The organism is Pseudomonas fluorescens group sp. (genome assembly GCF_020093335.1).
In the GTDB taxonomy this organism is placed as follows: domain Bacteria; phylum Pseudomonadota; class Gammaproteobacteria; order Pseudomonadales; family Pseudomonadaceae; genus Aquipseudomonas; species Aquipseudomonas petroselini.
Map to the genome: position 1 here is coordinate 13598 of NZ_JAIOKW010000009.1, position 26424 is coordinate 40021.

The 26424-nt window shown below is 58.9% G+C and carries 25 protein-coding genes; 16 read left to right on the top strand and 9 right to left on the bottom strand.

Annotation, left to right across the window (positions count from 1 at the left end; translation table 11 throughout):
* Positions 1 to 155: 155 nt before the first annotated feature.
* The 4 genes from K7431_RS12375 to K7431_RS12390 all read right to left on the bottom strand — a co-directional run bounded on the left by K7431_RS12375 (position 156) and on the right by K7431_RS12390 (position 6357).
* Positions 156 to 1760, bottom strand: a complete 1605-nt coding sequence (locus tag K7431_RS12375; RefSeq protein ID WP_012722191.1) for an ABC transporter substrate-binding protein — start codon at positions 1758 to 1760, stop codon at positions 156 to 158.
* A 304-nt stretch (positions 1761 to 2064) separates the two neighbouring features.
* On the bottom strand, positions 2065 to 3693 hold the full coding sequence (locus tag K7431_RS12380; protein ID WP_012722192.1) for an ABC transporter substrate-binding protein: 1629 nt from the start codon (positions 3691 to 3693) through the stop codon (positions 2065 to 2067).
* 258 nt (positions 3694 to 3951) lie between these two features.
* The gene (locus K7431_RS12385) at positions 3952 to 5553 is read right to left on the bottom strand and encodes an ABC transporter substrate-binding protein (protein ID WP_012722193.1); all 1602 of its coding nucleotides are present in this window, start codon (positions 5551 to 5553) and stop codon (positions 3952 to 3954) included.
* Positions 5554 to 5643: 90 nt separating this feature from the next.
* Complete coding sequence (locus K7431_RS12390; protein ID WP_012722194.1) at positions 5644 to 6357, bottom strand: SIMPL domain-containing protein; 714 nt, start codon at positions 6355 to 6357, stop codon at positions 5644 to 5646.
* A gap of 204 nt (positions 6358 to 6561) precedes the next feature.
* Between K7431_RS12390 and K7431_RS12395 the strand changes: the two genes are divergently transcribed.
* The 3 genes from K7431_RS12395 (at position 6562) to K7431_RS12405 (ending at position 10199) form a co-directional block, all read left to right on the top strand.
* Positions 6562 to 7824: an ATP-binding protein gene (locus tag K7431_RS12395; RefSeq protein ID WP_012722195.1), complete on the top strand. Its 1263-nt coding sequence runs from the start codon at positions 6562 to 6564 to the stop codon at positions 7822 to 7824.
* A complete protein-coding gene (locus tag K7431_RS12400; RefSeq protein WP_003171731.1) occupies positions 7817 to 8377 on the top strand; it encodes a response regulator transcription factor in 561 nt (186 codons plus the stop codon). Before K7431_RS12395 ends, K7431_RS12400 begins: the two co-directional genes overlap by 8 nt.
* 97 nt (positions 8378 to 8474) lie before the next feature.
* The gene (locus tag K7431_RS12405; RefSeq protein WP_012722196.1) at positions 8475 to 10199 is read left to right on the top strand and encodes an ABC transporter ATP-binding protein/permease; all 1725 of its coding nucleotides are present in this window, start codon (positions 8475 to 8477) and stop codon (positions 10197 to 10199) included.
* 124 nt (positions 10200 to 10323) lie between these two features.
* Here the strand turns inward: K7431_RS12405 and K7431_RS12410 are convergent, their stop codons facing one another.
* On the bottom strand, positions 10324 to 10761 hold the full coding sequence (locus tag K7431_RS12410) for a YhcB family protein (RefSeq protein ID WP_003171734.1): 438 nt from the start codon (positions 10759 to 10761) through the stop codon (positions 10324 to 10326).
* Between the two features lie 147 nt (positions 10762 to 10908).
* On the opposite strand from K7431_RS12410, the gene K7431_RS12415 reads away from it, so the two are divergent.
* The 3 genes from K7431_RS12415 (at position 10909) to zapE (ending at position 14091) form a co-directional block, all read left to right on the top strand.
* Positions 10909 to 11538, top strand: a complete 630-nt coding sequence (locus K7431_RS12415; RefSeq protein WP_012722197.1) for an alpha/beta hydrolase — start codon at positions 10909 to 10911, stop codon at positions 11536 to 11538.
* 24 nt (positions 11539 to 11562) lie between these two features.
* On the top strand, positions 11563 to 12918 hold the full coding sequence (locus K7431_RS12420; protein WP_012722198.1) for a tryptophan--tRNA ligase: 1356 nt from the start codon (positions 11563 to 11565) through the stop codon (positions 12916 to 12918).
* Positions 12919 to 12996: 78 nt separating this feature from the next.
* Positions 12997 to 14091 (top strand): cell division protein ZapE, encoded by a 1095-nt coding sequence (zapE, locus tag K7431_RS12425; RefSeq protein ID WP_012722199.1) that lies wholly within the window; start codon positions 12997 to 12999, stop codon positions 14089 to 14091.
* Positions 14092 to 14235: 144 nt separating this feature from the next.
* Here the strand turns inward: zapE and K7431_RS12430 are convergent, their stop codons facing one another.
* The gene (locus K7431_RS12430; RefSeq protein WP_173390394.1) at positions 14236 to 15156 is read right to left on the bottom strand and encodes a GlxA family transcriptional regulator; all 921 of its coding nucleotides are present in this window, start codon (positions 15154 to 15156) and stop codon (positions 14236 to 14238) included.
* 220 nt (positions 15157 to 15376) lie between these two features.
* On the opposite strand from K7431_RS12430, the gene K7431_RS12435 reads away from it, so the two are divergent.
* Positions 15377 to 16513, top strand: a complete 1137-nt coding sequence (locus K7431_RS12435; RefSeq protein ID WP_012722201.1) for an acyl-CoA dehydrogenase family protein — start codon at positions 15377 to 15379, stop codon at positions 16511 to 16513.
* A 105-nt stretch (positions 16514 to 16618) separates the two neighbouring features.
* On the opposite strand, the gene K7431_RS12440 is transcribed toward K7431_RS12435, so the two are convergent.
* Positions 16619 to 17659: an NADP(H)-dependent aldo-keto reductase gene (locus K7431_RS12440; RefSeq protein WP_012722202.1), complete on the bottom strand. Its 1041-nt coding sequence runs from the start codon at positions 17657 to 17659 to the stop codon at positions 16619 to 16621.
* 248 nt (positions 17660 to 17907) lie between these two features.
* On the opposite strand from K7431_RS12440, the gene rplM reads away from it, so the two are divergent.
* The 8 genes from rplM to K7431_RS12480 all read left to right on the top strand — a co-directional run bounded on the left by rplM (position 17908) and on the right by K7431_RS12480 (position 23705).
* A complete protein-coding gene (gene rplM, locus K7431_RS12445; RefSeq protein ID WP_003188508.1) occupies positions 17908 to 18336 on the top strand; it encodes a 50S ribosomal protein L13 in 429 nt (142 codons plus the stop codon).
* A gap of 14 nt (positions 18337 to 18350) precedes the next feature.
* Positions 18351 to 18743, top strand: coding sequence for a 30S ribosomal protein S9 (gene rpsI / locus K7431_RS12450; protein WP_003171743.1), 393 nt, complete (start codon positions 18351 to 18353; stop codon positions 18741 to 18743).
* Positions 18744 to 19010: 267 nt separating this feature from the next.
* On the top strand, positions 19011 to 19604 hold the full coding sequence (gene petA / locus K7431_RS12455) for a ubiquinol-cytochrome c reductase iron-sulfur subunit (RefSeq protein ID WP_012722203.1): 594 nt from the start codon (positions 19011 to 19013) through the stop codon (positions 19602 to 19604).
* Positions 19604 to 20815 (top strand): cytochrome b, encoded by a 1212-nt coding sequence (locus K7431_RS12460; protein ID WP_003171746.1) that lies wholly within the window; start codon positions 19604 to 19606, stop codon positions 20813 to 20815. Before petA ends, K7431_RS12460 begins: the two co-directional genes overlap by 1 nt.
* Positions 20815 to 21594, top strand: a complete 780-nt coding sequence (locus K7431_RS12465) for a cytochrome c1 (RefSeq protein WP_012722205.1) — start codon at positions 20815 to 20817, stop codon at positions 21592 to 21594. Before K7431_RS12460 ends, K7431_RS12465 begins: the two co-directional genes overlap by 1 nt.
* A 149-nt stretch (positions 21595 to 21743) precedes the next feature.
* Positions 21744 to 22361, top strand: coding sequence for a glutathione S-transferase N-terminal domain-containing protein (locus K7431_RS12470; protein ID WP_012722206.1), 618 nt, complete (start codon positions 21744 to 21746; stop codon positions 22359 to 22361).
* Positions 22362 to 22378: 17 nt separating this feature from the next.
* Positions 22379 to 22798 (top strand): ClpXP protease specificity-enhancing factor, encoded by a 420-nt coding sequence (locus K7431_RS12475; protein WP_012722207.1) that lies wholly within the window; start codon positions 22379 to 22381, stop codon positions 22796 to 22798.
* Between the two features lie 157 nt (positions 22799 to 22955).
* Positions 22956 to 23705 carry a FadR/GntR family transcriptional regulator gene (locus K7431_RS12480; protein ID WP_012722208.1) on the top strand — a complete coding sequence of 250 codons (750 nt, stop codon included), beginning with the start codon at positions 22956 to 22958 and terminating at the stop codon, positions 23703 to 23705.
* Between the two features lie 24 nt (positions 23706 to 23729).
* On the opposite strand, the gene K7431_RS12485 is transcribed toward K7431_RS12480, so the two are convergent.
* Together K7431_RS12485 and K7431_RS12490 are read right to left on the bottom strand one after the other, a co-directional pair.
* Entirely contained in the window at positions 23730 to 23924 is a 195-nt protein-coding gene (locus K7431_RS12485) for a hypothetical protein (protein WP_043204780.1), read from the bottom strand.
* 186 nt (positions 23925 to 24110) lie between these two features.
* Positions 24111 to 25268, bottom strand: coding sequence for a hypothetical protein (locus K7431_RS12490; protein ID WP_012722209.1), 1158 nt, complete (start codon positions 25266 to 25268; stop codon positions 24111 to 24113).
* 244 nt (positions 25269 to 25512) lie between these two features.
* On the opposite strand from K7431_RS12490, the gene kdgD reads away from it, so the two are divergent.
* Positions 25513 to 26424 carry a 5-dehydro-4-deoxyglucarate dehydratase gene (gene kdgD, locus K7431_RS12495; protein WP_012722210.1) on the top strand — a complete coding sequence of 304 codons (912 nt, stop codon included), beginning with the start codon at positions 25513 to 25515 and terminating at the stop codon, positions 26422 to 26424.

Genomic DNA, 26424 nt, shown 5'->3' on the forward strand with positions numbered 1-26424 from the left:
GGTTCTCTTTTTAATGCCGGTCTTTTTTGGTGATCCGGCTATTGGGTGTGTAACTCGTTCAAGCTCATGCAAACGTTTGGCGTAGGAAAAATCCCAACAAAAGGCCGCGCGTTTGCAGCAAGGCGGGGGCCGCCCTGCGCAATCCGGTTATTTTCTTATGGGGTGATACTGACGCCCGAGAACACGTTGCGGCCGAAAGGGCTGACCTTGAAGCCTTCGACTTTGGCGCTTAACGGCTGGTTGACCGTCGAGTGGGCGACTGGCGTGATCGGCACCTGCTGCTTGAGCAGTTGCTGCGCCTGTTTGTAGAGAACAGTCCTTTGTTCGCGGTCGGTCACGACCTTGGCTTGCTTGATCAGCTTGTCGTACGCCGGGTCACACCACATGGAGTAGTTGTTCCCGCCGATGGCGTCGCAGCTGTAGAGGGTGCCCAGCCAGTTGTCCGGGTCACCGTTGTCGCCGGTCCAGCCGATCAGGCTCACATCGTGCTCACCATTCTTGGTGCGCTTGATGTATTCGCCCCACTCGTAGCTGACGATCTTGACCTTGAGGCCGATCTTGGCCCAGTCGCTTTGCAGCATCTCGGCCATCAGCTTGGCGTTGGGGTTGTACGGGCGTTGTACCGGCATCGCCCATAGGGTGATTTCGGTGCCTTCCTTCACGCCGGCGGCCTTGAGCAGTTCCTTGGCCTTTTCCGGGTTGTAGGCGGCGTCCTGGATACTGTCGTCGTAGGACCACTGCGTCGGCGGCATGGCGTTGACCGCCAGTTGCCCTGCGCCTTGGTACACGGCGTTCAGAATGCTCTGCTTGTTCACCGCCATGTCCAGCGCCTGGCGCACTTCGAGCTGGTCGAACGGCTTGTGGCGCACGTTGTAGGCGATATAGCCGAGGTTGAAACCCGGCTTGGTCAGCAGTTGCAGGTTTGGGTCGGCCTTGAGGGCGTCGACGTCAGCCGGGCGCGGATGCAGCGTCACCTGGCATTCGCCCGCCTTGAGCTTTTGCACCCGCACCGACGCGTCGGTGTTGATGGCGAAGATCAACTGGTCCAGCTTGACCTTGCTCGGGTCCCAGTACTGTTTGTTGGCCACGTACCGGATCTGCGAATCTTTCTGGTACCGCTGGAACACGAAAGGGCCGGTGCCGATGGGCTTCTGGTTGATGTCGCTGGGCTTGCCGGTCTTGAGCAGTTGCTCGGCATATTCGGCCGAGAGGATCGCGGCGAAGCTCATGGCGATGTTCTGGATAAACGCGGCGTCGACCGTGTTCAGGGTCATCACCACGGTGTGCGGGTCGGTTTTCTCGACCTTGGCAATGTTCTTGTTCAGGCTCATCCCGTTGAAGTACGGAAACTCGGTGGGGTAGGCCTTGCGAAACGGATGGTCGGCGTCAAGCATGCGGTTGAAGGTGAACAGCACGTCGTCGGCGTTGAAATCCCGCGTCGGTTTGAATTCCTTGTTGCTGTGGAATTTCACCCCTTCGCGCAGGTGAAAGGTGTAGGTCAGGCCATCTGGCGAAATATCCCACTTGGTTGCCAGCGCAGGTACGACACCGGTCTCGCCCTTTTCAAACTCAACCAGACGGTTGTACAGCGGTTCGGCCGCATCGTTATCGGTGGCGGTGGTGTATTGCGCGGTGTCAAAGCCTGCCGGGCTGCCTTCTGAGCAGAACACCAGGCTCTTTTTGTCGGCGGCATAGCCCATCGTGGCCGCAGCCAACAGGCTGGTGCCAAAAATTGCGGATAGAACGGTGGTATGGCGCATGACGATCCCGATCCTTGTTTGTAATTGTCATCAGCGAGCAACCCCCCTGGCGTACGGCCAGGGGAACATCACTGATCCCACACGCAGCAAGTGCCTTTCCGTGTTAGCAGCCTCTGCTGTCCTACGACGTTATGGGTCTCGGACTTCGCAGTAAATGCGCCAAATCGGATTGACCTTGTAGGCAATGGCGTCGCGCTTCGCAGTTCATTGCTGTAGGACGCAACGATTGCGAGCACGGCCTGTTGCCTACTGGCCAGGCGGATGCAATAACGGCGACGTTATGAAGCGTCGCCGTCAAGGCTTCTTACTTGCCGCTTACGCTCACGCCGTAGAAGGAGTTCAAGCCAAACGGGCTGATCTTGAAGTCCTGCACGGTGGTGCGCATGGGTTGATACACCGTCGAGTGCGCGATAGGTGTCATCGGGACTGCATCTTTGAGGATATGTTGCGCCTGCTTATACAGCTCGGTGCGTTTGGCGACATCCGATGTGGCCTTGGCTTCTTTCACGATGCCGTCGAATTTCTTGTCGCACCATTTGGAGAAGTTGTTACCGGACAGCGAGTCGCAGCCGAACAGCACGTTCAGCCAGTTGTCCGGGTCACCATTGTCACCGCTCCAGCCAATGATCATGGCCTGGTTCTCGCCACCTTTGGAGCGCTTGATGTACTCGCCCCACTCGTAGCTGGTGATTTTCACGTTCAGACCGATCTTCTTCCAGTCGTTTTGCAGCATTTCAGCCATCAGCTTGGCGTTCGGGTTGTACGGACGCTGGACCGGCATGGCCCACAGAACGATTTCGGTCCCTTCCTTGACGCCGGCTTCCTTGAGCAGTGTCTTGGCTTTCTCAGGATCGTACTTGGCGTCCTTGATGGTGGTGTCATACGACCATTGGGTCGGCGGCATGGCGTTGACGGCCAGTTGACCGGCGCCCTGGTACACGGAGTCGATGATCTGTTGCTTGTTCACCGACATGTCCAGCGCCTGGCGCACGCGCAGGTCAGCCAGCGGGTTGGGCTGGTCGCTACCCTTGACCTTGTCCATGACGTTGTAGGCGATGTAGCCCAGGTTGAAACCGGCCTGGTTCGGCAGTTTCAGGTCCTTGTCGGCTTCCAGCGCCTTGAGGTCGGCCGGACGCGGGAACAGGGTGATCTGGCATTCGTTTTTCTTCAGCTTCTGGATACGCACCGACGGGTCGGTGGTGATGGCGAAGATCAGGTTGTCGATCTTCACGTCTTCAGGTTTCCAGTAGTCCTTGTTGCCGGTGTAACGGATGTTCGAGTCTTTCTGGTAGCTCTTGAACACGAACGGGCCAGTACCGACCGGTTTCTGGTTGATGTCCGAGGCCTTGCCTTCTTTCAACAGTTGGGCGGCGTATTCAGCCGACTGGATCGACGCGAAGCTCATTGCCAGGTTCTGGATAAAGGCGGCGTCCACAGTGCCAAGGGTGAACTTGACCGTGTGCTCATCGACTTTCTCGATGTTCTTGATGTTGGTGTCCATCCCCATGTCCGTGAAGTACGGGAACTCGGTGGGGTAGGCTTTGCGGAACGGATCGTCCTTGTTGATCATGCGGTTGAACGTGAACAGCACGTCATCGGCATTGAAGGTACGGGTCGGCTTGAAGTACGCGGTGGTGTGGAACTTGACGCCATCACGCAGGTGGAAGGTGTAGGTCAAGCCATCCGGGGACACGTCCCAGCTGGTGGCCAGCCCAGGAATCACAGCGGTGCCGCCGCGTTCGAACTGGGTCAGGCGGTTGAACATGGTTTCGGCCGAGGCATCGAAGTCTGTTCCGGTGGTGTACTGGCCTGGGTCGAAACCGGCCGGGCTCCCTTCGGAGCAGAACACCAGGTTAGTTGCCGCAAGGGCTACGGGGGCGGCGGCCATAAGGCCAGCGCTCACTAATAACGGAAGGACTGCGTGTTTAAGCATGTTGGCCTCATGATTTGTTGTCATTTTTGGTGGTGAGGGCGACCTCGTGAGTCGGCCTGCGGATACTTATGCAGGCGCCATACCCATTGCAAGATGCTGAACCGTTGCAAGGGTGAAACAGTGGTACGAACGTACAGGAATGTCGCAATTATGAAAGTTTGTACATATTTGCGCATATTTTGAGGGTTTTTTCGGTGCGTGAGCTGCACCAAAAAAGACCAACCGAGGCGTCTGGCGCACTCGGTTGGCGCACGGCTGTTACTTATCTAGACTCACGCCATAGAACGGCGTCAGCCCGAAAGGGCTGATCTTGAAGTCCTGGACTTCCTTGCGCAGCGGTTGGAAAACCGTCGAGTTCGCAATAGGCGTTATAGGTACTTGTTCCTTAAGGATTTTTTGTGCCTGTTGATACCACTTGATGCGCTGCTCGCGGTCGTTGCTGACTTTGGCTTGCTGCACCAGTTTGTCGTAGGCCGGGTTACACCATTTGGCGTAGTTGCTGCCCTTGACCGCGGCACAACTGTAGAGCACGCCGAGCCAGTTATCCGGGTCGCCGTTGTCGCCAGTCCAGCCATAAATCATCGCGTCATGCTCGCCGTTTTTGGCGCGCTTGATGTATTCGCCCCACTCATAGCTGACGATGTTGGCCTTGATGCCGATCTTTGCCCAATCCTGCTGGATCATTTGTGCCGACATCCGCGCGTTCGGGTTGGAAGCACGCTGTACGGTCATCGCCCACAAGTTGATGGTGGTACCTGGTGCAACCCCTGCTTCTTTTAGTAGCGCCTTGGCCTTTGCCGGGTCGTGGGGCGCGTCCTTGATACTGGGGTAATAAGACCACTGGGCAGGCGGCAGCGCGTTCTGCGCCAATTGCCCGGCGCTCTGGTACACCGCCTTGATGATCGCCGGCTTATCGATGGCCATGTCCAGCGCCTGGCGCACCTTGAGCTGGTCCAGCGGCGGGTGGGTCACGTTGTAGGCCAGGAAGCCCAGGTTGAACCCGGCTTGCTGCAGCACGCGCAAGTTCGGGTCTTGTTTCATCACTTCAATGTCGGCAGGGCGCGGGTAACCGCTGACCTGGCATTCGCCGGCCTTGAGCTTCTGCAGGCGCGACGCGGCATCCGGGGTGATGGCGAACACCAAGTTGTCGAGCTTCACATCCTCGGGTTTCCAATATTGCTTGTTGGCCACGTAGCGGATCTGCGAGTCCTTCTGGTAACGCTTGAACACAAACGGGCCGGTGCCCACCGGTTTTTGATTGATGTCGGAAGCGTTGCCTTGCTTGAGCAGTTGGGCGGCGTATTCGGCGGACTGCACCGAGGCAAAGCTCATGGCCAGGTTCTGCACGAACGAAGCGTCGACGTTGTTCAGGTTGAAACGCACGGTGTGTTCGTCGAGTTTTTCGACGTTTTTGATCGTGGTGTTCAACCCCATGTCGGTGAAGTACGGCGACTCGGACGGGTAGGCCTTGCGGAACGGGCTATCGGCATCCAGCAGACGGTTGAAGGTAAACAGCACATCATCCGCGTTGAAGTCGCGGGTAGGGGTGAAGAAATCAGTGGTGTGGAACTTGACGCCATCCCGCAGGTGGAAGGTGTAGGTCAGGCCGTCTTTGGAGATGTCCCAACTGGTCGCCAGGCCGGGTTCGACTTCGGTGCCGCCGCGCTTGAACTGGGTCAGGCGGTTGAACACGGTTTCGGCGGAAGCGTCAAAGTCGGTGCCGCTGGTGTACTGGCTGGGGTCGAAACCGGCGGGGCTGGCTTCGGAGCAGTAGACCAGGGTGCTGGCCGCTTGGGCCAGTGGCATAAAGGCCAGCAGGCCTGCGGCGAGGATGAGCGGTTTTAAGGCAATTCTTTCCATGGAGACCCCTGAAATGGCAGGCATATATAAGCTGCCCAAACGAAAACGGCGCTACCGAGGGTAACGCCGTTCAGGCCAATCAGGTAGGGGTCACTGCATCTGCACTTCGATCACGCCATCGGCGCTCATGCTTACCTGGCTGGTGCCGGCCTCGACTTCAGGCGTCGGTGCCGAATCTGCCATGGCTGCTTTCATCATCATGCCGCCACGTGCGTAAGGCATCGGGTAGCCGTTGGTGTTGAAGTTCAGGTTCACGATCTTGTAACCCTTGCCGCCCAACGCATCGGTGGCCAGTTGCGCGCGTGCTTTAAACGCGGCGACTGCGTCCTTGAGCAGCGCATCTTCGCTGGACTTGCGCGTGGCGTCGGCGATGGCGAAGTCCATGTTTTCCATTTTCAGGCTGTTCAACAGTTCGCCGGTGAGTTTGGACAGCGCCGGGAAGTCTGCGCTTTCCAGGCGCAGTTCGGCGCGTTCACGCCAGCCGGTGATCTTCTGGTCCTTGTTGTCGTAGATCGGGTAGCTGTTACGGCTGCCCTGGCGCAGGGTCACGCCTTTGACTTCGCGGGCCTCACCGAGGGCCTTGTTCAGGGTGTTGGTGATTTCGGCGGCAAGCTTGGCCGGGTCGCTGTTCTGCGATTCGGTGTAGAGGGTCACGATCATCTTGTCGCGGGCCACCTCCTGGCTGACCTCGGCGCGCAGGGAAATCTGGTTGTAATGCAGCTCATCGGCGGCCAGGGCTGGAAGGCTGGCCAGGGCGCCGACGCTGAGCGTGATGACGGCTGCACTGCGAGTGAAACGAGACATGGAAGCTCCTTGGGATGTGCGTGTTGGGTATGACTGTAGACGGTGGCAGTGGGTTCTTCGGGTTTACACATTACCTACACATGTGACGATGCCGACGAACGGTCATTTGCCCGGGCTGCGGCAAAGAGCCACACGCGCCGTGCCAGGCGGCCTGCTTCGTTTATACTCCTGCCGATCCGCCTGCAGCGCTCATCGGGAGAGCTCATGCTCGCCGCCGTAAAACTGACTTCCGCCACCCGCCAGAACCTCTGGCGCCTGACGTTCATCCGTACCCTGGTACTGGCCGCACAGGCCGGCTCCGTCGGGCTCGCCTATTGGTTCGACCTGCTGCCGCTGCCATGGCTGCAATTGGGCGTGACCCTGGGTTTCTCCATTGTGCTCTGTGTGTTTACCGCCATCCGGTTGCGCACCACGTGGCCGGTGACCGAGCTGGAATACGCCCTGCAATTGGCGTGCGACCTGTTTATCCACAGTGTGTTGTTGTATTTCTCCGGTGGTTCCACCAATCCGTTTGTTTCTTATTACCTGGTGCCACTGACCATCGCCGCCGTGACCCTGCCGTGGCGCTATTCGGTGGTGCTGTCGGGCATCGCGTTGACGCTGTACACCTTGCTGTTGGCGCGCTTCTATCCGCTGCAAACATTCCCGATCGCGCGGGAAAACCTGCAGATATACGGGATGTGGCTGAGCTTTGCGCTGTCCGCTGCGGTCATTACGTTCTTCGCTGCCCGCATGGCCGAAGAACTGCGCCGCCAGGAAGAACTGCGCGCGATTCGCCGTGAAGAAGGCTTGCGCGACCAGCAGTTGTTGGCCGTTGCCACCCAGGCCGCCGGCGCCGCCCATGAGCTGGGCACACCCTTGGCCACCATGAGCGTGCTGCTCAACGAAATGACCCAGGACCATCACGACCCGGCGTTGCAAGAAGATCTCGGCGTGCTGCGTGAGCAGGTCAAGCAGTGCAAGCAGACCCTTCAGCAGTTGGTGCGCGCCGCCGAAGCCAATCGCCGCCTGGCGGTGGAGATGCAGGACGTGACCCAGTGGCTCGATGAAGCCCTGAACCGCTGGCACCTGATGCGCCCCGAAGCCAGTTACCGTTTTCATCTATTAGGGCAAGGCACCGTGCCGCGCATGGCGCCGCCGCCGGACTTGACCCAGGCCCTGCTCAACTTGTTGAACAATGCCGCCGACGCCTGCCCCGAAGGCCTGGGCGTTCAACTGGACTGGGACCTGGAAAACGTCACCATCAGTATTCGTGACCACGGCGCGGGCGTGCCGCTGGCCATTGCCGAACAGATCGGCAAACCGTTCTTTACCACCAAGGGCAAAGGCTTCGGCCTCGGTCTTTTTTTGAGCAAGGCCAGCGTGACCCGCGCCGGTGGCTCAGTAAAACTCTATAGTCATGAGGAAGGCGGCACGCTCACCGAGCTGCGCCTGCCCCGTGTCGCACGAGGAGATATCGATGAGTGACGAGATCCAAGTCGAAGGCGAAGAACTGCCGCACCTGTTGCTGGTAGATGACGACGCCACCTTTACCCGCGTGATGGCGCGCGCCATGAGCCGTCGCGGTTTTCGCGTGAGCACCGCAGGCTCCGCCGAAGAAGGGCTGACCATCGCCCAGGCCGATCTGCCGGACTACGCCGCGCTCGACCTGAAAATGGACGGCGACTCCGGCCTGGTGCTGCTGCCCAAGCTGCTGGAGCTCGACCCGGAAATGCGCGTGGTGATCCTCACCGGTTACTCCAGCATTGCCACCGCTGTCGAAGCGATCAAGCGCGGCGCCTGCAACTACCTGTGCAAGCCGGCAGATGCCGACGACGTGCTGGCCGCGTTGCTGTCCGAACATGCCGACCTTGACACCCTGGTGCCGGAAAACCCGATGTCGGTGGACCGCCTGCAGTGGGAGCACATCCAGCGCGTGCTGACCGAGCACGAAGGCAATATCTCCGCCACCGCGCGGGCCTTGGGTATGCACCGTCGCACCCTGCAACGCAAGCTGCAGAAACGTCCGGTACGACGCTGAACCTAAGCTGAACAACCTGCTTCAGGCCGCGCGAAACGCTGAACCGATCACCTATGATCGGTTCAAACGCCTGCCTTCTTCCCTACGAGCCTGAACGATGAATCCGAACGCTGAGTACTCCGCGGTCAATGACGCTGTGCGTGGGCAATTCTTTCGCCGAACCTGGGCGATGATCACGCCTTATTGGCGAAGTGAAGAGAAGGGCAAAGCCTGGTTGCTGTTGGCCGCGGTGATCGGCCTGTCGCTGTTCAGCGTGGCAATTTCCGTATGGCTCAACCACTGGTACAAGGACTTCTACAACGCCCTGGAAAAAAAGGACACCGCCGCCTTCTGGCAACAGATCGGCTATTTTTGCGCTATCGCAGCGGTGGCTATTCTCGGCGCGGTATACCGCCTTTACCTGACTCAGATGCTGACCATTCGCTGGCGGGCGTGGCTCACCGAAAAGCACTTTGCGCGCTGGCTCGGCAACAAAAACTACTACCAGTTGGAGCAGGGCGGCTATACCGATAACCCGGACCAACGTATCTCCGAAGACCTCAATAGTTTTACCTCTAACACGCTGAGTCTAGGTCTTGGGCTGCTGCGCAATGTGGTCAGCCTGGTGTCGTTTTCCGTCATCCTGTGGGGCGTGTCGGGCAGCATTGACGTGTTCGGTATCACCATCCCCGGCTACATGTTCTGGTGTGCATTGGTCTACGCCGGCGTGGGCAGTTGGTTGACCCACCTGATCGGTCGCCGGTTGATCGGCTTGAGCAACCAACAACAACGTTTCGAAGCGGACCTGCGTTTCTCCATGGTGCGGGTGCGGGAGAATGCCGAGAGCATCGCCTTGTACAACGGCGAGGCTAACGAAAACCAGCGCTTGAGCACGCGATTCGGCAAGGTCTGGCATAACTTCTGGGACATCATGAAGGTGTCCAAGCGCCTGACATTCTTTACCGCCGGCTATGAACAGATTGCGATCGTGTTTGCCTTTGTGGTCGCCGCGCCCCGCTACTTTGCCGGGAAGATCGAGCTGGGTGAGCTGATGCAAATCAACTCGGCGTTTGGCAACGTGCAAGGCAACTTCAGCTGGTTTATCAGCGCTTATGCCGACCTGGCCGGTTGGCGGGCGACCAGCGACCGTCTCTTGAGCTTTCAGCAGGCCATGGATGAAAACGAGCAACGCCCGGCCGCCATTGAGGTGCACGCGGAAGGCGAACGCCTGGTGGTGCAAGGGTTGGGCATGAACCTGGCCGATGGCCGCCACCTGCTCACCGATGCCAACATGATCGTCGAGCCGGGTCAGCGCGTCATGCTCAGCGGCCGTTCCGGCAGCGGCAAAAGTACCTTGCTGCGCGCCATGGGCCATCTCTGGCCTGCGGGTCACGGCAGCATTCGCCTGCCGGCCAAGCGTTACCTGTTCCTGCCACAGAAACCCTACTTGCCGATTGGCACGTTGAAGGCGGTGTTAAGTTATCCACAGGACGACAGCGTCTACTCGGCAGAACTTTATGCACAGGTCCTGGAAACCTGCCGCCTGCCGCACCTGGTGGGGCGCCTGGATGAAGCCAATCACTGGCAGCGCATGCTCTCGCCGGGTGAGCAGCAACGCCTGGCCTTTGCCCGCGCGTTGTTGTTCGCACCGCAATGGCTGTATATGGACGAAGCCACGTCAGCGATGGATGAAGAGGACGAGGCGACGCTGTACCAGGCGCTGATTGATGAGCTGCCGGGTCTGAGCATCGTCAGCGTGGGTCATCGCAGCAGCCTCAAACGCTTCCATGGGCGGCATGTGCGGATCGAGGGTGGCTGGTTGCAGGAGCAACCACTGGCTTAAGGTCGCGTGCAGCCAGTGTGGGAGCACGCCCACACTGGATCTACCCTGTTCTGGAGAGCGAGCGTGCATAAAAAAGCCCGGCTGATCATCGATCAACCGGGCTTTTTAATTGCCTGAAGAGGACTTACTTCTTCAAGCCGTAATGCTCATCCAGCATGCCTGGGGCGTTCGGCGTCTTTGGCGCGTAGTCCCGTGGTGGCTCCTGGTTTTCCCGTGGCGGGGTCAGGCGTTCCCGTGGAGTTTGCGGTGCATCGGAATGCAACGCGGCCAGCAGACGCTGACGGGTGATGTCGTCGAGGGCCAGGCGGTTAGCGCCATCGGCGAGGTGATCCTGTACTTCCTGGTAGCTCTGGGTGAGCTTCTTGACCAGGGTCGCGGTGCTGTTGAAGTGGGTAACAACCTCGTTCTGATAACTGTCAAAACGTTCCTGAATGTCATCCAGCTGACGCTGCGTGCGGTTAGGCGCGGCATTCGGCAGCAAGCGAGCAACCAGGAATCCAATGGCGACACCGGCAACCAGGGCAAGAGTCGGCAACAACCAAACTAAGAGCGAGTGTTCCACGAGTCCTTCCTCTATAAACGGCTTTGCTTTACGTTAACGGCTCGGACCTGCGCTGTATACCGCGATTAAGCTCGCAATGATGCCATGCACAGACTTTTAGCTAGACGAGTCGACCCTTTGAGAGGTCACGGAGTTCATTCCTTGCTCATGCGTGAAACCCCCGTTTTGATCGATGGCCCGGTAGGCCAATTGGAAGCCCTGTACCTGGATCACCCCGAGCCACGTGGCCTGGCGCTGATCTGCCACCCTAACCCGGTGCAGGGTGGGACCATGCTCAATAAAGTTGTATCGACCCTGCAACGTACCGCCCGCGATGCCGGTTTGATTACCTTGCGTTTCAATTACCGTGGCGTCGGCGCCAGTGCCGGCACGCACGATATGAGCACCGGTGAAGTGGACGATGCCGAAGCGGTCGCCACGTGGCTGCGGGAAAAACACCCTGATCTGCCGATCACCCTGCTTGGGTTTTCCTTCGGCGGCTACGTGGCTGCCAGCCTTGGCGGGCGCCTGGAAGCCAAGGGTGAAAAACTCGCGCACCTGTTCATGGTCGCCGCTGCGGTGATGCGCCTGCGCGATACCGACACGCTTCCCCAAGGCTGCCCGCTGACCTTGATCCAACCGGAAACCGACGAAGTGGTCGACCCGCAACTGGTCTACGATTGGTCCGCCGCCCTGAAACGCCCCCATGAGCTGCTGAAAGTGGCAGAATGCGGACACTTTTTTCACGGCAAGCTGACCGATCTCAAGGATCTGGTGCTGCCGCGTCTCTCGAATTGATAGCAGTCTGATAAGCGATTACCCATGACGACTCGTACCCGTATCCTCACCGGCATCACCACCACCGGCACGCCGCACCTGGGCAACTACGCCGGTGCGATCCGCCCGGCAATCCTGGCCAGCCAGGACGCGAATGCCGACTCGTTCTACTTCCTGGCCGACTACCACGCCCTGATCAAATGCGATGACCCGCAGCGTATCCAGCGCTCGCGTATGGAAATCGCCGCGACCTGGCTGGCCGGTGGCCTGGATGTGAACCGGGTGACGTTCTATCGGCAGTCGGACATCCCGGAAATCCCCGAGCTGACCTGGCTGCTGACCTGCGTGGCCGCCAAGGGCCTGCTCAACCGCGCCCACGCCTACAAAGCCTCGGTGGACAAGAACGTGGAAACCGGCGAAGACCCGGATGCGGGCATCACCATGGGCCTGTACAGCTACCCGGTGCTCATGGCGGCGGACATCCTGATGTTCAACGCGCACAAAGTGCCGGTGGGTCGCGACCAGATCCAACACGTGGAAATGGCCCGTGACATTGGCCAGCGCTTCAACCACCTGTTCGGCAACGGCAAAGAATTCTTCACCATGCCCGAGGCGTTGATCGAAGAAAGCGTCGCCACCTTGCCGGGCCTGGATGGCCGCAAGATGTCGAAGAGCTACGACAACACCATCCCGTTGTTCACCAGCGCCAAGGACATGAAGGACGCCATCTCGCGGATCGTTACCGACTCCCGCGCGCCTGGCGAAGCCAAGGACCCGGACAATTCGCACCTGTTCACCCTGTACCAGGCGTTTGCCAGCAAGGCCCAAGAAGAAGAGTTCCGTGCCGAGCTGCTGCAAGGGCTGGGTTGGGGCGAGGCGAAAAGCCGTCTGTTCCAGCTGCTGGATGGCCAACTGGGCGAAGCCCGTGAACGCTACCATCAACTGATGTCACGCCCATCGGACATGGAAGACCTGCTGCTGGTCGGTGCCAAGAAGGCCCGTGCTGTGGCGGCACCGTTCCTGGCTGAACTGCGCGAAGCGGTGGGCCTGCGTTCGTTCGTCAACCAGGCTGCGGCGCCGGTTGCGGCCAAGAAGAAAGCGGCGAAAGCTGCACGGTTCGTGAGCTTTCGCGAAGACGATGGCAGCTTCCGCTTCCGCCTGCTGGCGGCGGATGGTGAGCAACTGCTGCTGTCGCGCCACTTTGCCGATGGCAAGGCGGCGGGCGTGGTGACCAAGCAGCTGCAGAGCGGTGACGCTTTGGACGTACGCACTGAGGCCCTGGGCTTCAGCGTATGGCTGGACGGTTCCGCCGTGGCAGACAGCGCCGAGTTCGCCGACGAAGCATCCCGTGATGCCGCCATCGAAGCCTTGCGCGTTGCGTTGACCCCCCTCGAGGATTAACCCGACCAAGGGTTGATTGCCATTATCCAGGGCCGTCGTTACAGTGACGGCCCGTTTTTGTTGCCTTGCTAACGAATTATGACGCCCCTAGAACGATATCAAGCTGATCTGAAACGCCCTGAATTCTTCCATGACGCAGCCCAGGAAACGGCGGTGCGTCATTTGCAGCGCCTGTACGACGACTTGGTCGCGGCCTCGCAGAGCAAGCCAGGCATGTTCAGCAAGCTGTTTGGCAAGAAAGACCACACGCCGGTCAAAGGCTTGTACTTCTGGGGCGGCGTCGGCCGCGGCAAGACTTACCTGGTCGACACCTTCTTTGAAGCGCTGCCGTTCAAGGAAAAGGTGCGCACGCACTTCCACCGCTTCATGAAGCGCGTGCACGAAGAGATGAAGACCTTGCCGGGCGAGAAAAACCCGCTGACCATCATCGCCAAGCGTTTCTCCGATGAAGCGCGAGTGATCTGCTTCGATGAGTTCTTCGTCTCCGACATCACCGACGCCATGATCCTCGGCACCCTGATGGAAGAACTGTTCAAGAACGGCGTGACCCTGGTCGCCACCTCGAACATCGTACCCGACGGCTTGTACAAGGACGGCCTGCAACGCGCGCGCTTCCTGCCGGCCATCGCGCTGATCAAGCAGAACACCGAGATCGTCAACGTCGACAGCGGCGTCGACTATCGCCTGCGTCACCTGGAGCAAGCGGAGTTGTTCCACTTCCCGCTGAATGAAGCGGCCCACGAAAGCCTGAAAAAGAGCTTCCGCGCCCTCACGCCGGAATGCACCCAGGCGGTGGAAAACGACAAGCTGATGATCGAGAACCGCGAAATCATCGCGCTGCGCACCTGCGATGACGTGGCCTGGTTCGAGTTCCGCCAACTGTGCGACGGCCCGCGTAGCCAGAACGACTACATCGAACTGGGCAAGATCTTCCACGCAGTGATCCTGAGCGGCGTGGAGCAGATGAGCGTTACCACCGACGACATCGCGCGACGTTTCATCAACATGGTCGACGAGTTCTACGACCGTAACGTCAAGCTGATCATCTCGGCGGAAGTCGAGCTCAAGGACCTGTACACCGGCGGCCGCCTGAACTTCGAGTTCCAGCGCACGTTGAGCCGCTTGCTGGAGATGCAGTCCCACGAGTTCCTGTCGCGCGGGCACAAGCCCTAAGCATCACGCAGATCAAATGTGGGGGCTTTTTGTGGTGAGCGGGCTTGTCCCGCGCTGGGCTGCGGAGCAGCCCCATTGGGTCTGCGGTGAACCCGTTGGGGGACAAGCCCCACTCACCACAACACGCCCTTTTCCACCTTTATTTCAGGCGGCCTGCTGAAACTGCTGCCGGTACTGGTTAGGCGACAACTCCGTGTGCTGCCTGAACAGCCGCGCAAAGAAGCTCGCATCGTCATACCCCACCTCATAACTGATGGTCTTGATGCTCTTGCGGCTGCCCGAGAGCAAGCCCTTGGCCGTTTCGATGCGCAAGCGTTGCAGATAATGCAGTGGCTTATCACCGGTGGCGGTCTGGAAGCGGCGCATGAAGTTGCGGATGCTCATGCCGTGTTCCCTGGCCACGTCTTCGAAGCGGAACTTGTCGGCGAAGTGCTCTTCGAGCCAGTGCTGGATCTGCAGGATAATCACATCCTGATGCAGCTTCTGCCCGCCAAACCCAATGCGTCCAGGGGAATAGCTGCGCTGCACTTCGTAGAGAATGTCGCGGGCCACGGCCTGGGCGATGTTGGCGCCGCAGAAACGTTCGATCAGGTAGATGTAGAGGTCGCACGCCGACGTGGTGCCGCCGGCGCAATACAGGTTGTCGGCGTCGGTGAGATGCTTGTCCTGGTTGAGCTGCACCTTGGGGAAGCGTTCGCTGAAGGCGTTGAAGAAGCGCCAGTAGGTGGTCGCCTCCTTGCCGTCGAGCAGGCCGGCTTCGGCCAGCCAGAACACCCCGGTGGCTTCGCCGCATAACACCGCACCGCGTGCGTGCTGTTCGCGCAACCACGGCAGCACCTGCGGGTAGCGCATGCACAAGGCGTCGAAGTCATCCCAGAAGGCCGGCAACACAATGATGTCGGCGTCTTCCAGGCCGCCATCCACCGGCATGATCACATCACTGAAGCTGCACACCGATTGCCCGTCGGGGCTGACCAGGCGTGTTTCGAATGCCGGGGTGAGGCCCAGGCCTTGTTGCCTGCCGTAACGCAGGCTGGCGAGGTGGAAGAAATCCTTGGCTTGCATGAGGGTTGAAGCAAATACCCGATCAATGGCCAAAATGCTGACGCGCCGCAACGGCGTGGAGATTTGGTTAGACATAATTTCATTTATTCTTATAGGGGAAAGTGGTCACCAGACGGCTGGATCGTCTTATTTTTTGTCGCATGTGTCCAGTGTCCTGTGATGCCTTCGGGGCATAGTCTCTGTGGGCTCGTCTTTGTCCGACAATCCACGCAGGTGAACCATGATTCCCAGAACCTTGTTCAGTCCGGAACACGAACTCTTCCGCGAGAGCGTGCGCACTTTCCTGGAAAAAGACGCCGCGCCGTTCCACGGGCAATGGGAGAAACAGGGCTATATCGACCGCAGTCTGTGGAGCAAGGCGGGGGAGGCGGGCATGTTGTGCTCCCACCTGCCGGAAGCCTATGGCGGGCTCGGTGCGGACTTTCTGTACAGCGCGGTGGTGATCGAAGAGATCAGCCGGCTGGGCCTGACCGGCATCGGTTTTTCCCTGCACTCGGACATTGTTGCGCCGTACATCCTGCATTACGGCAGTGAGGCGCTGAAGCACAAATACCTGCCCAAGCTGATCTCCGGCGAGATGGTCACGGCCATTGCCATGACCGAGCCGGGAGCCGGTTCCGATCTGCAAGGGGTCAAGACCACGGCGGTGCTGGACGGCGATGAGTATGTGATCAATGGCTCCAAGACGTTTATCACCAACGGCTACCTGGCCGAGTTGGTGATCGTGGTGGCCAAGACCGATCCCAAGGCGGGCGCCAAGGGCACCAGCCTGTTCCTGGTAGAGGCCGACACGCCGGGCTTCGACAAGGGCAAACGCCTGGAGAAGGTGGGTATGAAGGCCCAGGACACCTCGGAGCTGTTCTTTCAGGATGTGCGAGTGCCCAAGGAAAACCTGCTGGGCCAGGCGGGGATGGGGTTTGCCTATCTGATGCAGGAGTTGCCCCAGGAGCGCCTGACGGTGGCGATCGGCGCGTTGTCATCAGCCGAGGCGGCGCTGGCGTGGACCCTGGAATACACCCGCGAGCGCAAGGCGTTCGGCAAGGCGATTGCCGACTTCCAGAACACTCGCTTCAAGTTGGCGGAGATGGCCACCGAGATTCAGATCGGTCGGGTGTTCGTGGACAAGTGCATGGCGTTGCACCTGGAGGGCAAGCTGGACGTGCCCACGGCGGCGATGGCCAAGTACTGGGCCACGGACCTACAGTGCAAGGTGCTCGACGAATGCGTGCAGTTGCACGGCGGCTACGGCTTCATGTGGGAATACCCGATTGCGCGGGCGTGGGCGGATGCGCGGGTGCAGCGGATTTATGCGGGGACCAATGAAATCATGAAGGAGATTATTGCGCGGGCGCTTTGATTTTTGCGGGTCTTGAGTGCGTCATCGGGGGCAAGCCCCCTCCCACATTGGCATGCATTCCACGTGTGGGAGGGGGCTTGCCCCCGATAGCGGTCTACAGGTCAATCAAGGCGCAGGATTCGGATGATCCTTCTGAATCGCCTCAATCCCTTCCAGCACTTCCTTCGACAGCTTCAGGTCAGCACTGGCGATGTTGCTGTCCAGTTGCTCCAGTGACGTTGCGCCAATAATGTTGCTGGTCACGAACGGCTGTTGTGTCACAAACGCCAATGCCATCTGCGCCGGATCCAGGCCGTGCTCGCGCGCCAGTGCCACGTAACGGCTACACGCCGCCTCCGACTGCGGGTTGAAGTAGCGGCTGAAACGGCTGTACTCGGTCAGGCGTGCCTTGGCCGGGCGCGCGCGACCTTCGTACTTGCCGCTGAGCATGCCGAATGCCAGGGGCGAATACGCCAGCAGGCCGCATTGCTCACGAATCGCGATTTCCGCCAGGCCCACTTCAAAACTGCGGTTGAGCAGGTTGTAGGGGTTCTGGATCGACACCGCGCGGGACCAGCCACGGGCTTCGGCCAGGGCCAGGAATTTCATGGTGCCCCACGGGGTCTCGTTGGACAGGCCAATGTGGCGGATCTTGCCGGCCTTCACTTGCTCATCCAGTGCTTCGAGGGTTTCCTCAAGCGGAGTGAGGTCGTCTTCGTCCTTGTGCTTGTAGCTCAGTTGACCGAAAAAGTTGGTGCTGCGCTCCGGCCAGTGCAGCTGGTAGAGATCGATCCAGTCGGTTTGCAGGCGTTTGAGGCTGGCATCCAGGGCTTCGACGATGTGTTTGCGGTTGTGGCGCAGGTGACCATCGCGGATGTAGTCGATGGTGTTGCCGGGGCCGGCGATCTTGCTGGCGAGGATCCAGTCGGCGCGGTCGCCACGGCTTTTGAAGTAATTGCCGATATAACGTTCGGTGGTGGCATAGGTGTCGGCCTTGGGCGGCACCGGGTACATTTCCGCGGTATCGAGGAAGTTGATGCCGGCGGCCTTGGCCCGTTCGATCTGTGCGAAGGCCTCTGCCTCGCTGTTCTGCTCGCCCCAGGTCATGGTGCCCAAGGCGATCGCGCTCACGTTCAGATCGGTGCGGCCCAGCTGTCGATAATCCATCGGGTACTCCTTCGGGGAAAACAATCATAAAAGCAGGTTGAATTTTTTTTCGCAATCTGCATAATTGCCCACCTCTTTCTGCAGTGGAAGTGATGCGCCGCCTGCCGAAGAATCTTGCCGTTGAACGGACGCGCCGACCCGAGCCCCCGATAGCGTCTGTATCCGGCTGCCTTTGACTTGTCAAAGTACGCACTATTCAGTAAGATCCGCCGTCTAATTTACAGGGCGGCCCCTGAGGCTATTAAAGAATGACAACTTTTACTGCAAAACCGGAAACAGTTCAGCGCGACTGGTTTGTCGTCGACGCCGCTGGTCAGACCCTGGGTCGTCTGGCCACTGAAGTCGCCAGCCGTCTGCGTGGCAAGCACAAGCCTGAGTACACCCCTCACGTTGACACCGGTGACTACATCGTGATCATCAACGCTGAGCAGGTTCGTGTAACCGGCAACAAAGCAAGCGACAAAATGTACTACCGTCACTCCGGTTTCCCAGGCGGTATCAAGTCTTCCAATTTCGAAGGCCTGATTGCCAAGAAGCCTGAAGCCCCGATCGAAATCGCGGTCAAAGGCATGCTGCCTAAGGGCCCACTGGGTCGCGATATGTTTCGCAAGCTGAAAGTCTATGCGGGCGCTGTACACCCTCATGCTGCTCAGCAGCCCCAAGAACTGAAGTTTTAACGGAATAGTTCATTATGTCGGCGACTCAAAATTACGGCACTGGCCGTCGCAAAACCGCAACCGCACGCGTTTTCCTGCGTCCGGGCACTGGTAACATCTCGATCAACAACCGCACTCTGGACAACTTCTTCGGCCGCGAAACTGCCCGCATGGTAGTTCGTCAGCCGCTGGAACTGACCGAGACAGTTGAAAAGTTCGACATCTACGTCACCGTTATCGGTGGCGGTGTAAGTGGTCAAGCTGGCGCAATCCGCCACGGTATCACTCGCGCTCTGATGCAGTACGACGAAACCCTGCGTGGCGCTCTGCGCAAAGCTGGCTTCGTGACTCGTGATGCCCGTGAAGTTGAACGTAAGAAAGTCGGTCTGCGTAAAGCGCGTAAGCGTCCGCAGTACTCGAAGCGTTAATTCGCTTTACGTTCCACAAAAACGCCCAGCCTCCTCACGGAGCTGGGCGTTTTTTATTGCCTGCGATTTATACACAAATTTCGCCGTGACAACTTGCCACATCCGTAGACCCCCTATACTACAAGGCCTGGAGGCTGAGCCCAGGGCAATTCCCTTGTCATACGTGGGGCTTTTCATTACCATTCGGCAAAATTTTTATAAGTAAAGATTCAACACTTAGTAGACGCCTGATTTAACAGGCCAAAAAAGCTGATGGGAGAGGACTGAATGAGCAATGACGGCGTGAATGCAGGCCGGCGTCGCTTCTTGGTAGCAGCCACATCCGTGGTGGGTGCTGCAGGAGCGGTGGGGGCTGCGGTCCCGTTCGTGGGGTCATGGTTTCCCAGTGCCAAGGCGAAAGCCGCAGGTGCACCGGTGAAGGTGAATATCAGCAAGATCGAGCCAGGGCAGCAGATGATTGCTGAATGGCGCGGTCAGCCGGTCTTCATTGTTCGTCGTACCGAGGAAATCCTGGGGAATCTGAAAAAGATCGAAGGCCAGCTGTCTGACCCCAAATCTGAGAATTCCGACCAGCCCGCCTACGCCAAGAACGAAGTGCGTTCGATCAAGCCAGAGATCCTGCTGCTGGTCGGTCTTTGTACCCACCTGGGTTGCTCGCCTACCTTTCGCCCGGAAGTGGCCCCGGTCGATCTGGGCAAGGACTGGGTCGGCGGTTACTTCTGCCCCTGCCACGGCTCCCACTACGACCTCGCCGGCCGTGTCTACAAGTCCCAGCCTGCTCCGTTGAACTTGCCGGTTCCTCCGCACAACTACGAATCTGACGACATCATTGTCATTGGCCTCGACAAGGAGAACGCGTGATGAGCAAGTTCATGGATTGGGTGGATGCGCGCTTCCCCGCCACAAAAATGTGGGAAGACCATCTCAGCAAATATTACGCGCCGAAGAACTTCAACTTCTTCTACTTCTTCGGCTCCCTGGCACTGCTGGTGCTGGTCAACCAGATCGTCACCGGGGTGTGGTTGACGATGAGCTATACGCCGTCGGCGGAAGAGGCGTTTGCCTCCGTCGAATACATCATGCGTGACGTCGAGTACGGCTCGATCCTGCGCCTGCTGCACTCCACCGGCGCGTCGGCGTTCTTTATCGTCGTCTACCTGCACATGTTCCGTGGCCTGCTCTACGGCTCGTACCAGAAGCCCCGCGAGCTGGTGTGGGTGTTCGGCATGCTGATCTACCTGGCGCTGATGGCGGAAGCCTTCATGGGCTACCTGCTGCCGTGGGGCCAGATGTCGTACTGGGGCGCCCAGGTGATCATCTCGCTGTTCGGTGCGATCCCGGTGATCGGCAACGACCTGACCCAGTGGATCCGTGGTGACTACCTGATCTCCGGCATCACCCTGAACCGCTTCTTCGCCCTGCACGTGGTGGCCTTGCCAATCGTGATCCTCGGCCTGGTAGTGCTGCACATCCTGGCCCTGCACGAAGTGGGTTCCAACAACCCCGACGGCGTCGACATCAAGAAGCACAAGGACGAAAACGGCATCCCGCTGGATGGCATTCCGTTCCACCCTTACTACACCGTGAAAGACATTGTCGGCGTGGTGGTGTTCCTGTTCGTGTTCTGCTCGATCGTGTTCTTTTTCCCGGAGATGGGCGGTTATTTCCTCGAGAAGCCGAACTTCGAACAAGCCAACGCCTTCAAGACGCCTGAGCACATTGCCCCGGTCTGGTATTTCACGCCGTTCTACGCGATCTTGCGCGCAATCCCCGACAAGCTCATGGGCGTGATCGCCATGGGCGCGGCCATTGCGGTGCTGTTCGTGTTGCCTTGGCTCGACCGCAGCCCGGTCAAGTCCATGCGCTACAAAGGCTGGCTGAGCAAGATCTGGCTGTGGGTGTTCTGCATTGCGTTCGTGATCCTGGGCGTGCTGGGCGTATTGGCGCCGACCCCGGAGCGTACGTTGTTGTCGCAGGTCTGCACCTTCCTGTACTTCGCCTACTTCATTCTGATGCCGTTCTACACCCGGCTCGAGAAGACCAAACCGGTTCCGGAAAGGGTGACTGGCTGATGAAAAAGTTATTCGTTGCATTGATGCTTGCGGCCCTGCCGCTACTGTCCTTCGCTGCCGAGCACGGCGGCCCGGAACTGGAAAAAGTCGATATCGACGTGTCTGACAAGGCGGCTATGCAAGACGGCGCGCGTACGTTCGCCAACTATTGCATGGGCTGCCACAGCGCCAAGTTCCAGCGTTACGAGCGGGTGGCCGATGACCTCGGTATCCCCCATGAAATGATGCTGGAGAAGCTGGTGTTCACCGGTGCCAAGATCGGCGACCACATGAACATCGGCATGAAGCCTGCCGACGCCAAGACCTGGTTCGGCGCAGCACCGCCTGACTTGACTCTGGTGGCACGTGTACGCGGCACCGACTGGCTCTACGGCTACCTGAAATCGTTCTATGAGGACCCGGCGCGCCCTTATGGCGTGAACAACCGTGTGTTCCCGAATGTCGGCATGCCTAACGTTCTGGTCGGCCTGCAAGGCAAGCAAGTGGTAGGATGCAAGCAGATCCAGGTCGTTGAAGACGGCAAGAAGCAATACGATCCGTTGACCGGCACACCTTTGACTCATGAAGCGTGCGATCAACTGAAGATAGAAACCCCAGGTTCGTTGACGGACGAGCAGTTCGACGAGAAGGTCAAGAACCTTGTGACCTTCCTGGCCTACTCCGCCAACCCGGTCAAACTGCAGCATCAGCGCATCGGTACGTATGTGTTGCTGTACCTGGCCTTCTTCTTCGTATTCGCCTATCTGCTCAAACGCGAATACTGGAAGGATGTGCATTGATCCAACCGTAAGCAATTGCTGTTAATCTTGCGCGCCCAGCGGCATCTCTGAATACGTAGCGGTCTGGTTCTACCAGGCGTTACAGGGATGCTCCCTGGGCGCGCTCGTTTTTGAGCTTTCGATAATTTCAACAAGCGAGGAGGACCGCCATGGGCGTGACCAACCGGTTGGCCTGTTACTCCGACCCCGCCGACCACTATTCCCACCGAGTACGCATCGTGCTCGCAGAGAAGGGTGTCAGCGCCGAGATCATCAGTGTGGAAGTGGGTCGTCATCCGCCGAAACTGATCGAAGTGAACCCTTACGGCAGCTTGCCCACCCTGGTCGATCGTGACCTGGCGTTGTGGGAGTCAACCGTGGTGATGGAATACCTGGATGAGCGTTATCCGCATCCGCCTTTGCTGCCGGTGTACCCGGTGGCGCGTGCCAACAGCCGACTGCTGATCCATCGGATCCAGCGTGACTGGTGCGGGTTGGTGGATTCGATTCTGGATTCGCGTACAAAAGAAGCTGTTCGGGTGCAGGCGCGTAAGGAATTGCGCGAGAGCCTGACCGGCGTTTCGCCGTTGTTCGCGGATAAACCTTTTTTCCTCAGTGAGGAACAAAGCTTGGTGGATTGCTGCCTATTACCGATACTCTGGCGCTTGCCGATTCTCGGTATTGAACTGCCGCGGCCGGCCAAGCCGCTGCTTGATTACATGGAGCGCCAGTTTGCGCGTGAGGCTTTCCAGGCGAGTCTGTCTGGCGTCGAACGCGATATGCGCTAAGGCTTAAGGAGCCGCTGATGAACTCCAGTCGACCCTACCTGGTCCGCGCGCTCTATGAGTGGATTGTGGACAACGATTGCACCCCGCACATGCTGGTCAATTCCGAATTTCCTGCGGTTCAGGTACCGGAGGGTTTTTCCAGTGATGGGCAGATTGTGCTGAACGTATCACCCAGTGCGGTGCGTCACCTGCACATGGACAATGAAGCGGTGAGCTTCGAAGGGCGTTTCGGCGGGGTGCCGCATACGCTGTACGTGCCGATTGGCGCCATCCTCGGCATCTATGCCCGGGAGAATGGTCAAGGCATGGTGTTCGATCTGGAGTCGCCTTTCGAGGAAGATGAAGCGATCGAAAGCGAAGCGGGTGATGATTTGCCACCACCGGATTCCGAGCCACCGCGCCCTAGCGGCCGGCCGAGCCTGAAGGTGGTGAAATGATGGGCTTGACCTTCGGGTAGGCCGAAAAAATGCCTCGATCTGTGTCGGGGCATTTTTTTGCGCGCAGGATAGGGATGAAAGTCGTGCCCGGACGGTGATCGTACAACCACCATAGGCTATGATGCGTGTTCAAGCTCAACGAGAAAGATGATTCATCATGGAAAACGCCAACACCGCCCCTCGTCTTCCCCGCAAGCGCCGCAGCCTTGCCCAGGAATTGGTCACGGTGTTGTCCGAGCAGATCCGTGACGGCCAACTCAAGCGGGGCGATAAGCTGCCCACCGAGTCGGCGATCATGGACGCCCATGGGGTCAGCCGCACGGTGGTGCGGGAGGCTATCTCACGTCTGCAGGCGGCGGGGCAGGTAGAAACCCGTCATGGCATCGGCACTTTTGTGCTCGACACGCCAAGCCCGAGCGGCTTTCGCATCGATCCGGCCACGGTCGTGACCCTGCGCGATGTGCTGGCGATTCTGGAGCTGCGGATCAGCCTGGAAGTGGAGTCCGCCGGCCTCGCCGCATTGCGCCGCAACGATGAACAATTGGCCGCCATGCGTGCGGCGCTCGATGCCCTGAATGAAAGCGCGGCCCACGCCGGCGATGCGGTGGCATCCGACTTTGCGTTCCACCTGGAAATTGCGCTGTCCACCGGCAACCGCTACTTCACCGACATCATGACCCACCTGGGCACCAGCATCATTCCGCGTACCCGCCTGAACTCGGCGCGCTTGGCCCATGACGACCAGCAGCACTACATGGGGCGCTTGAGTCGTGAGCATGAAGAGATTTACGAGGCGATTGCGCGTCAGGATTCGGATGCGGCGCGGGCGGCGATGCGGTTGCATTTGACGAATAGTCGGGAGCGGCTGCGCCATGCCCATGAAGAGGCGGAGGCGCAGCGGGGTTGATTCTGTCGGTTGGGGCTGGGTTAGTTAGGCCAAATCGAAATCGATTTGGTCGACAGCGCCATTGTTGATATGGAAGTTTTTGCCCACGACTTCCAGAGGTGGATCACCGTCAAGTTGGATGGTGTCACCAATATTGGGGAGATCAACAGCGTCAATGTTCTGAGTTCCCCCTTTTGATTTATTGGAGCGGGATTTAAAGGTGCACTTTTTAGTAGCCATGATATGCCTCATTGATTTCAAGATGAGTAAATGGCCTCCAAGGTGACAGCGCCTCTGAGTCGTGCAGAGGTAACCCGGCGGTCGAATGCAAGCTACTGGAGTTTTATTGGCTCTCGATACTGTCAGAGTTGACAGTGGCGATGAACGGGCCCATGTGTGCGTTTACACACATGGGCACTGATTAGCTCAAGTCTGCGGGGTGTTCGGCTTGTAATCCTTGAGCAACAAATACGTACTCCACCCCCACCAATCATTCGTCCAGTGCTTGTCGTTCAGGTCATTCACCTCCTTGCGGCGCAGCACCTTATCTCCCTCCATCTTGAACAGCGGCGAGAAGTTATTCGCCGGGTTCTGCGCCGCATTCAGGTTCGGAACATACAGCGGCGCCTTGAAATTGGCCGGGGAGGGCGCGACACCGCTGATAAATGTCTCGAAGACCTCATCCGCCGAAGCCTGCACCGCACGTTTGACCTGCACCCGATTGTCCGCATCAATCGCGTCGAAGTAGCGTTTATCCCCATAGGCGTGCCACTGATCGCCCATGGCGTTACGCACCTTGAGCCCGAACTTGCTGTCTTCGTCATGCATGAAACGGCTGATCAGCGAACCCAGTTCACCGGGTGTCACCACCGCTGCGAGTTGTTTGCGCGGCACACGTAAATGGCCTGCCGAAAACAGATCGGTCAAAAAGTGATCAGCAAAACCGTTCATGGCATACGCCAGTTCCAGCGCCTGATCGGTGCCGGTCTGGTGAGCCACGACAGCTTGCTGCAACGCCGCCGTATGCCCCGCCAGATAGGCCGACAGCGCCCACTCGCCGAAGTGGTCGGCATTGTCCGCCGCCAACTTCAAATAGCGCCCCAGTGGAATCAGCGCCGACACTGCGCTGCCTCCGCCGGTGATACGGTTCCATTCTCCAGACAACGTATCGCCCAGCGCGTCGTAAGCCTCATGGGCCTGCTTGCCCTCCTTGACCGCCTGCTGGACCGCAGAAATCTCCTTTTGCATCACGGCAAGGATCTTGTGTGCTTCTTCGCGCGCGGCGGGCAGCACGGCCAGGGAGTTGAAGGCTGCGGTAAAGCGTTGCACGCGTTCGGCAGGGGAGGTGCCATCGCTGATGGGCTGGCCAGGAATGCCATAGAAGTCGCCGCCCAGGGCGATGACTTGGCCATACGTCAGCGCCAGTCCGTTGGGCAGGTGCAGTTCGATCTGGCGCGCGGGAATCGGCGCGGCATCTTTGACGAAGCGCAACAGGGTGTCATCGCCGATGGCGGTGTGTTCACCCCCTTCAAAACGCAGGGTGGGCGGTTTTTTTTCGGGTGCTGCGAGTTCAAGACCTGACATGTGAGCTCCTTGCTATGTCGTATGAATCTTCCTTAAATGCTGTATGTATATACAGCTTTAGCGAGCATAGAGGAAAAAAGTCCCACGTCAAGAACAGCGGTTTTGAAGTGTTCCGCCCCTGCATCTGCGAACGGTCGATGAATTGCAGTTGACGAAATTATTTATAGTTGTACGATGACGTACGACATCACCAAAACCAACAACAACCTTTCAATAGAAAGTCTTCGCCCAGGGTGTTCGAATAATGAATCCACAAGAACTGAAGTCCATCCTCTCCCACGGTCTGCTGTCTTTCCCGGTGACCGATTTCAATGCCCAGGGTGACTTCCACCAGGCGGGCTACATCAAGCGCCTGGAATGGCTGGCCCCTTACGGCGCTACCGCCCTGTTCGCTGCCGGCGGTACCGGTGAGTTTTTCTCCCTCGCTGCCAGCGAATATTCCCAAGTGGTGAAAACCGCCGTTGATACCTGCGCCACCAGCGTGCCGATTCTTGCCGGTGTCGGCGGTGCAACCCGCCAGGCCATCGAGTACGCCCAAGAGGCCGAGCGCCTGGGTGCCAAAGGTTTGCTGCTGCTGCCGCACTACCTCACCGAAGCCAGCCAGGACGGTGTTGCCGCCCACGTTGAAGCCGTGTGCAAGTCGGTCAAGATCGGCGTCGTGGTCTATAACCGCAACGTTTGCCGCTTGACTGCGCCCCTGCTGGAACGCCTGGCCGAGCGCTGCCCGAACCTGATCGGCTACAAAGACGGCCTGGGTGACATCGAGTTGATGGTGTCGATCCGCCGTCGCCTGGGCGACCGTTTCAGCTACCTCGGTGGCTTGCCGACTGCAGAGGTTTACGCCGCTGCCTACAAGGCACTGGGCGTGCCGGTGTACTCCTCGGCGGTGTTCAACTTCATCCCGAAAACCGCGATGGACTTCTACCACGCCATTGCCCGCGACGATCACGCCACCGTCGGCAAGATCATCGACGACTTCTTCCTGCCGTACCTGGACATCCGTAACCGCAAGGCCGGTTACGCCGTGAGCATCGTCAAGGCCGGCGCGAAAATCGCCGGCTATGACGCAGGCCCGGTGCGCACCCCGCTGACCGATCTGCTGCCGGAAGAATACGAAGCCCTGGCCGCGCTGATCGACAAGCAAGGTCCGCAATAA

Excerpts from the sequence above, each read along its gene's own strand:
- K7431_RS12390 (WP_012722194.1), bottom strand. The coding sequence starts at position 6,357 with ATGTCTCGTTTCACTCGCAGTGCAGCCGTCATCACGCTCAGCGTCGGC.
- K7431_RS12435 (WP_012722201.1), top strand. The coding sequence starts at position 15,377 with ATGATTCCCAGAACCTTGTTCAGTCCGGAACACGAACTCTTCCGCGAG.
- K7431_RS12465 (WP_012722205.1), top strand. The coding sequence starts at position 20,815 with ATGAAAAAGTTATTCGTTGCATTGATGCTTGCGGCCCTGCCGCTACTG.
- K7431_RS12395 (WP_012722195.1), top strand. The coding sequence starts at position 6,562 with ATGCTCGCCGCCGTAAAACTGACTTCCGCCACCCGCCAGAACCTCTGG.
- zapE (WP_012722199.1), top strand. The coding sequence starts at position 12,997 with ATGACGCCCCTAGAACGATATCAAGCTGATCTGAAACGCCCTGAATTC.
- K7431_RS12490 (WP_012722209.1), bottom strand. The coding sequence starts at position 25,268 with ATGTCAGGTCTTGAACTCGCAGCACCCGAAAAAAAACCGCCCACCCTG.
- rplM (WP_003188508.1), top strand. The coding sequence starts at position 17,908 with ATGACAACTTTTACTGCAAAACCGGAAACAGTTCAGCGCGACTGGTTT.
- K7431_RS12400 (WP_003171731.1), top strand. The coding sequence starts at position 7,817 with ATGAGTGACGAGATCCAAGTCGAAGGCGAAGAACTGCCGCACCTGTTG.
- K7431_RS12430 (WP_173390394.1), bottom strand. The coding sequence starts at position 15,156 with ATGCAAGCCAAGGATTTCTTCCACCTCGCCAGCCTGCGTTACGGCAGG.
- K7431_RS12380 (WP_012722192.1), bottom strand. The coding sequence starts at position 3,693 with ATGCTTAAACACGCAGTCCTTCCGTTATTAGTGAGCGCTGGCCTTATG.
- K7431_RS12475 (WP_012722207.1), top strand. The coding sequence starts at position 22,379 with ATGAACTCCAGTCGACCCTACCTGGTCCGCGCGCTCTATGAGTGGATT.
- K7431_RS12415 (WP_012722197.1), top strand. The coding sequence starts at position 10,909 with ATGCGTGAAACCCCCGTTTTGATCGATGGCCCGGTAGGCCAATTGGAA.
- K7431_RS12385 (WP_012722193.1), bottom strand. The coding sequence starts at position 5,553 with ATGGAAAGAATTGCCTTAAAACCGCTCATCCTCGCCGCAGGCCTGCTG.
- K7431_RS12485 (WP_043204780.1), bottom strand. The coding sequence starts at position 23,924 with ATGGCTACTAAAAAGTGCACCTTTAAATCCCGCTCCAATAAATCAAAA.
- K7431_RS12480 (WP_012722208.1), top strand. The coding sequence starts at position 22,956 with ATGGAAAACGCCAACACCGCCCCTCGTCTTCCCCGCAAGCGCCGCAGC.
- kdgD (WP_012722210.1), top strand. The coding sequence starts at position 25,513 with ATGAATCCACAAGAACTGAAGTCCATCCTCTCCCACGGTCTGCTGTCT.
- K7431_RS12440 (WP_012722202.1), bottom strand. The coding sequence starts at position 17,659 with ATGGATTATCGACAGCTGGGCCGCACCGATCTGAACGTGAGCGCGATC.
- K7431_RS12470 (WP_012722206.1), top strand. The coding sequence starts at position 21,744 with ATGGGCGTGACCAACCGGTTGGCCTGTTACTCCGACCCCGCCGACCAC.
- petA (WP_012722203.1), top strand. The coding sequence starts at position 19,011 with ATGAGCAATGACGGCGTGAATGCAGGCCGGCGTCGCTTCTTGGTAGCA.
- K7431_RS12405 (WP_012722196.1), top strand. The coding sequence starts at position 8,475 with ATGAATCCGAACGCTGAGTACTCCGCGGTCAATGACGCTGTGCGTGGG.
- K7431_RS12460 (WP_003171746.1), top strand. The coding sequence starts at position 19,604 with ATGAGCAAGTTCATGGATTGGGTGGATGCGCGCTTCCCCGCCACAAAA.
- K7431_RS12375 (WP_012722191.1), bottom strand. The coding sequence starts at position 1,760 with ATGCGCCATACCACCGTTCTATCCGCAATTTTTGGCACCAGCCTGTTG.
- K7431_RS12420 (WP_012722198.1), top strand. The coding sequence starts at position 11,563 with ATGACGACTCGTACCCGTATCCTCACCGGCATCACCACCACCGGCACG.
- rpsI (WP_003171743.1), top strand. The coding sequence starts at position 18,351 with ATGTCGGCGACTCAAAATTACGGCACTGGCCGTCGCAAAACCGCAACC.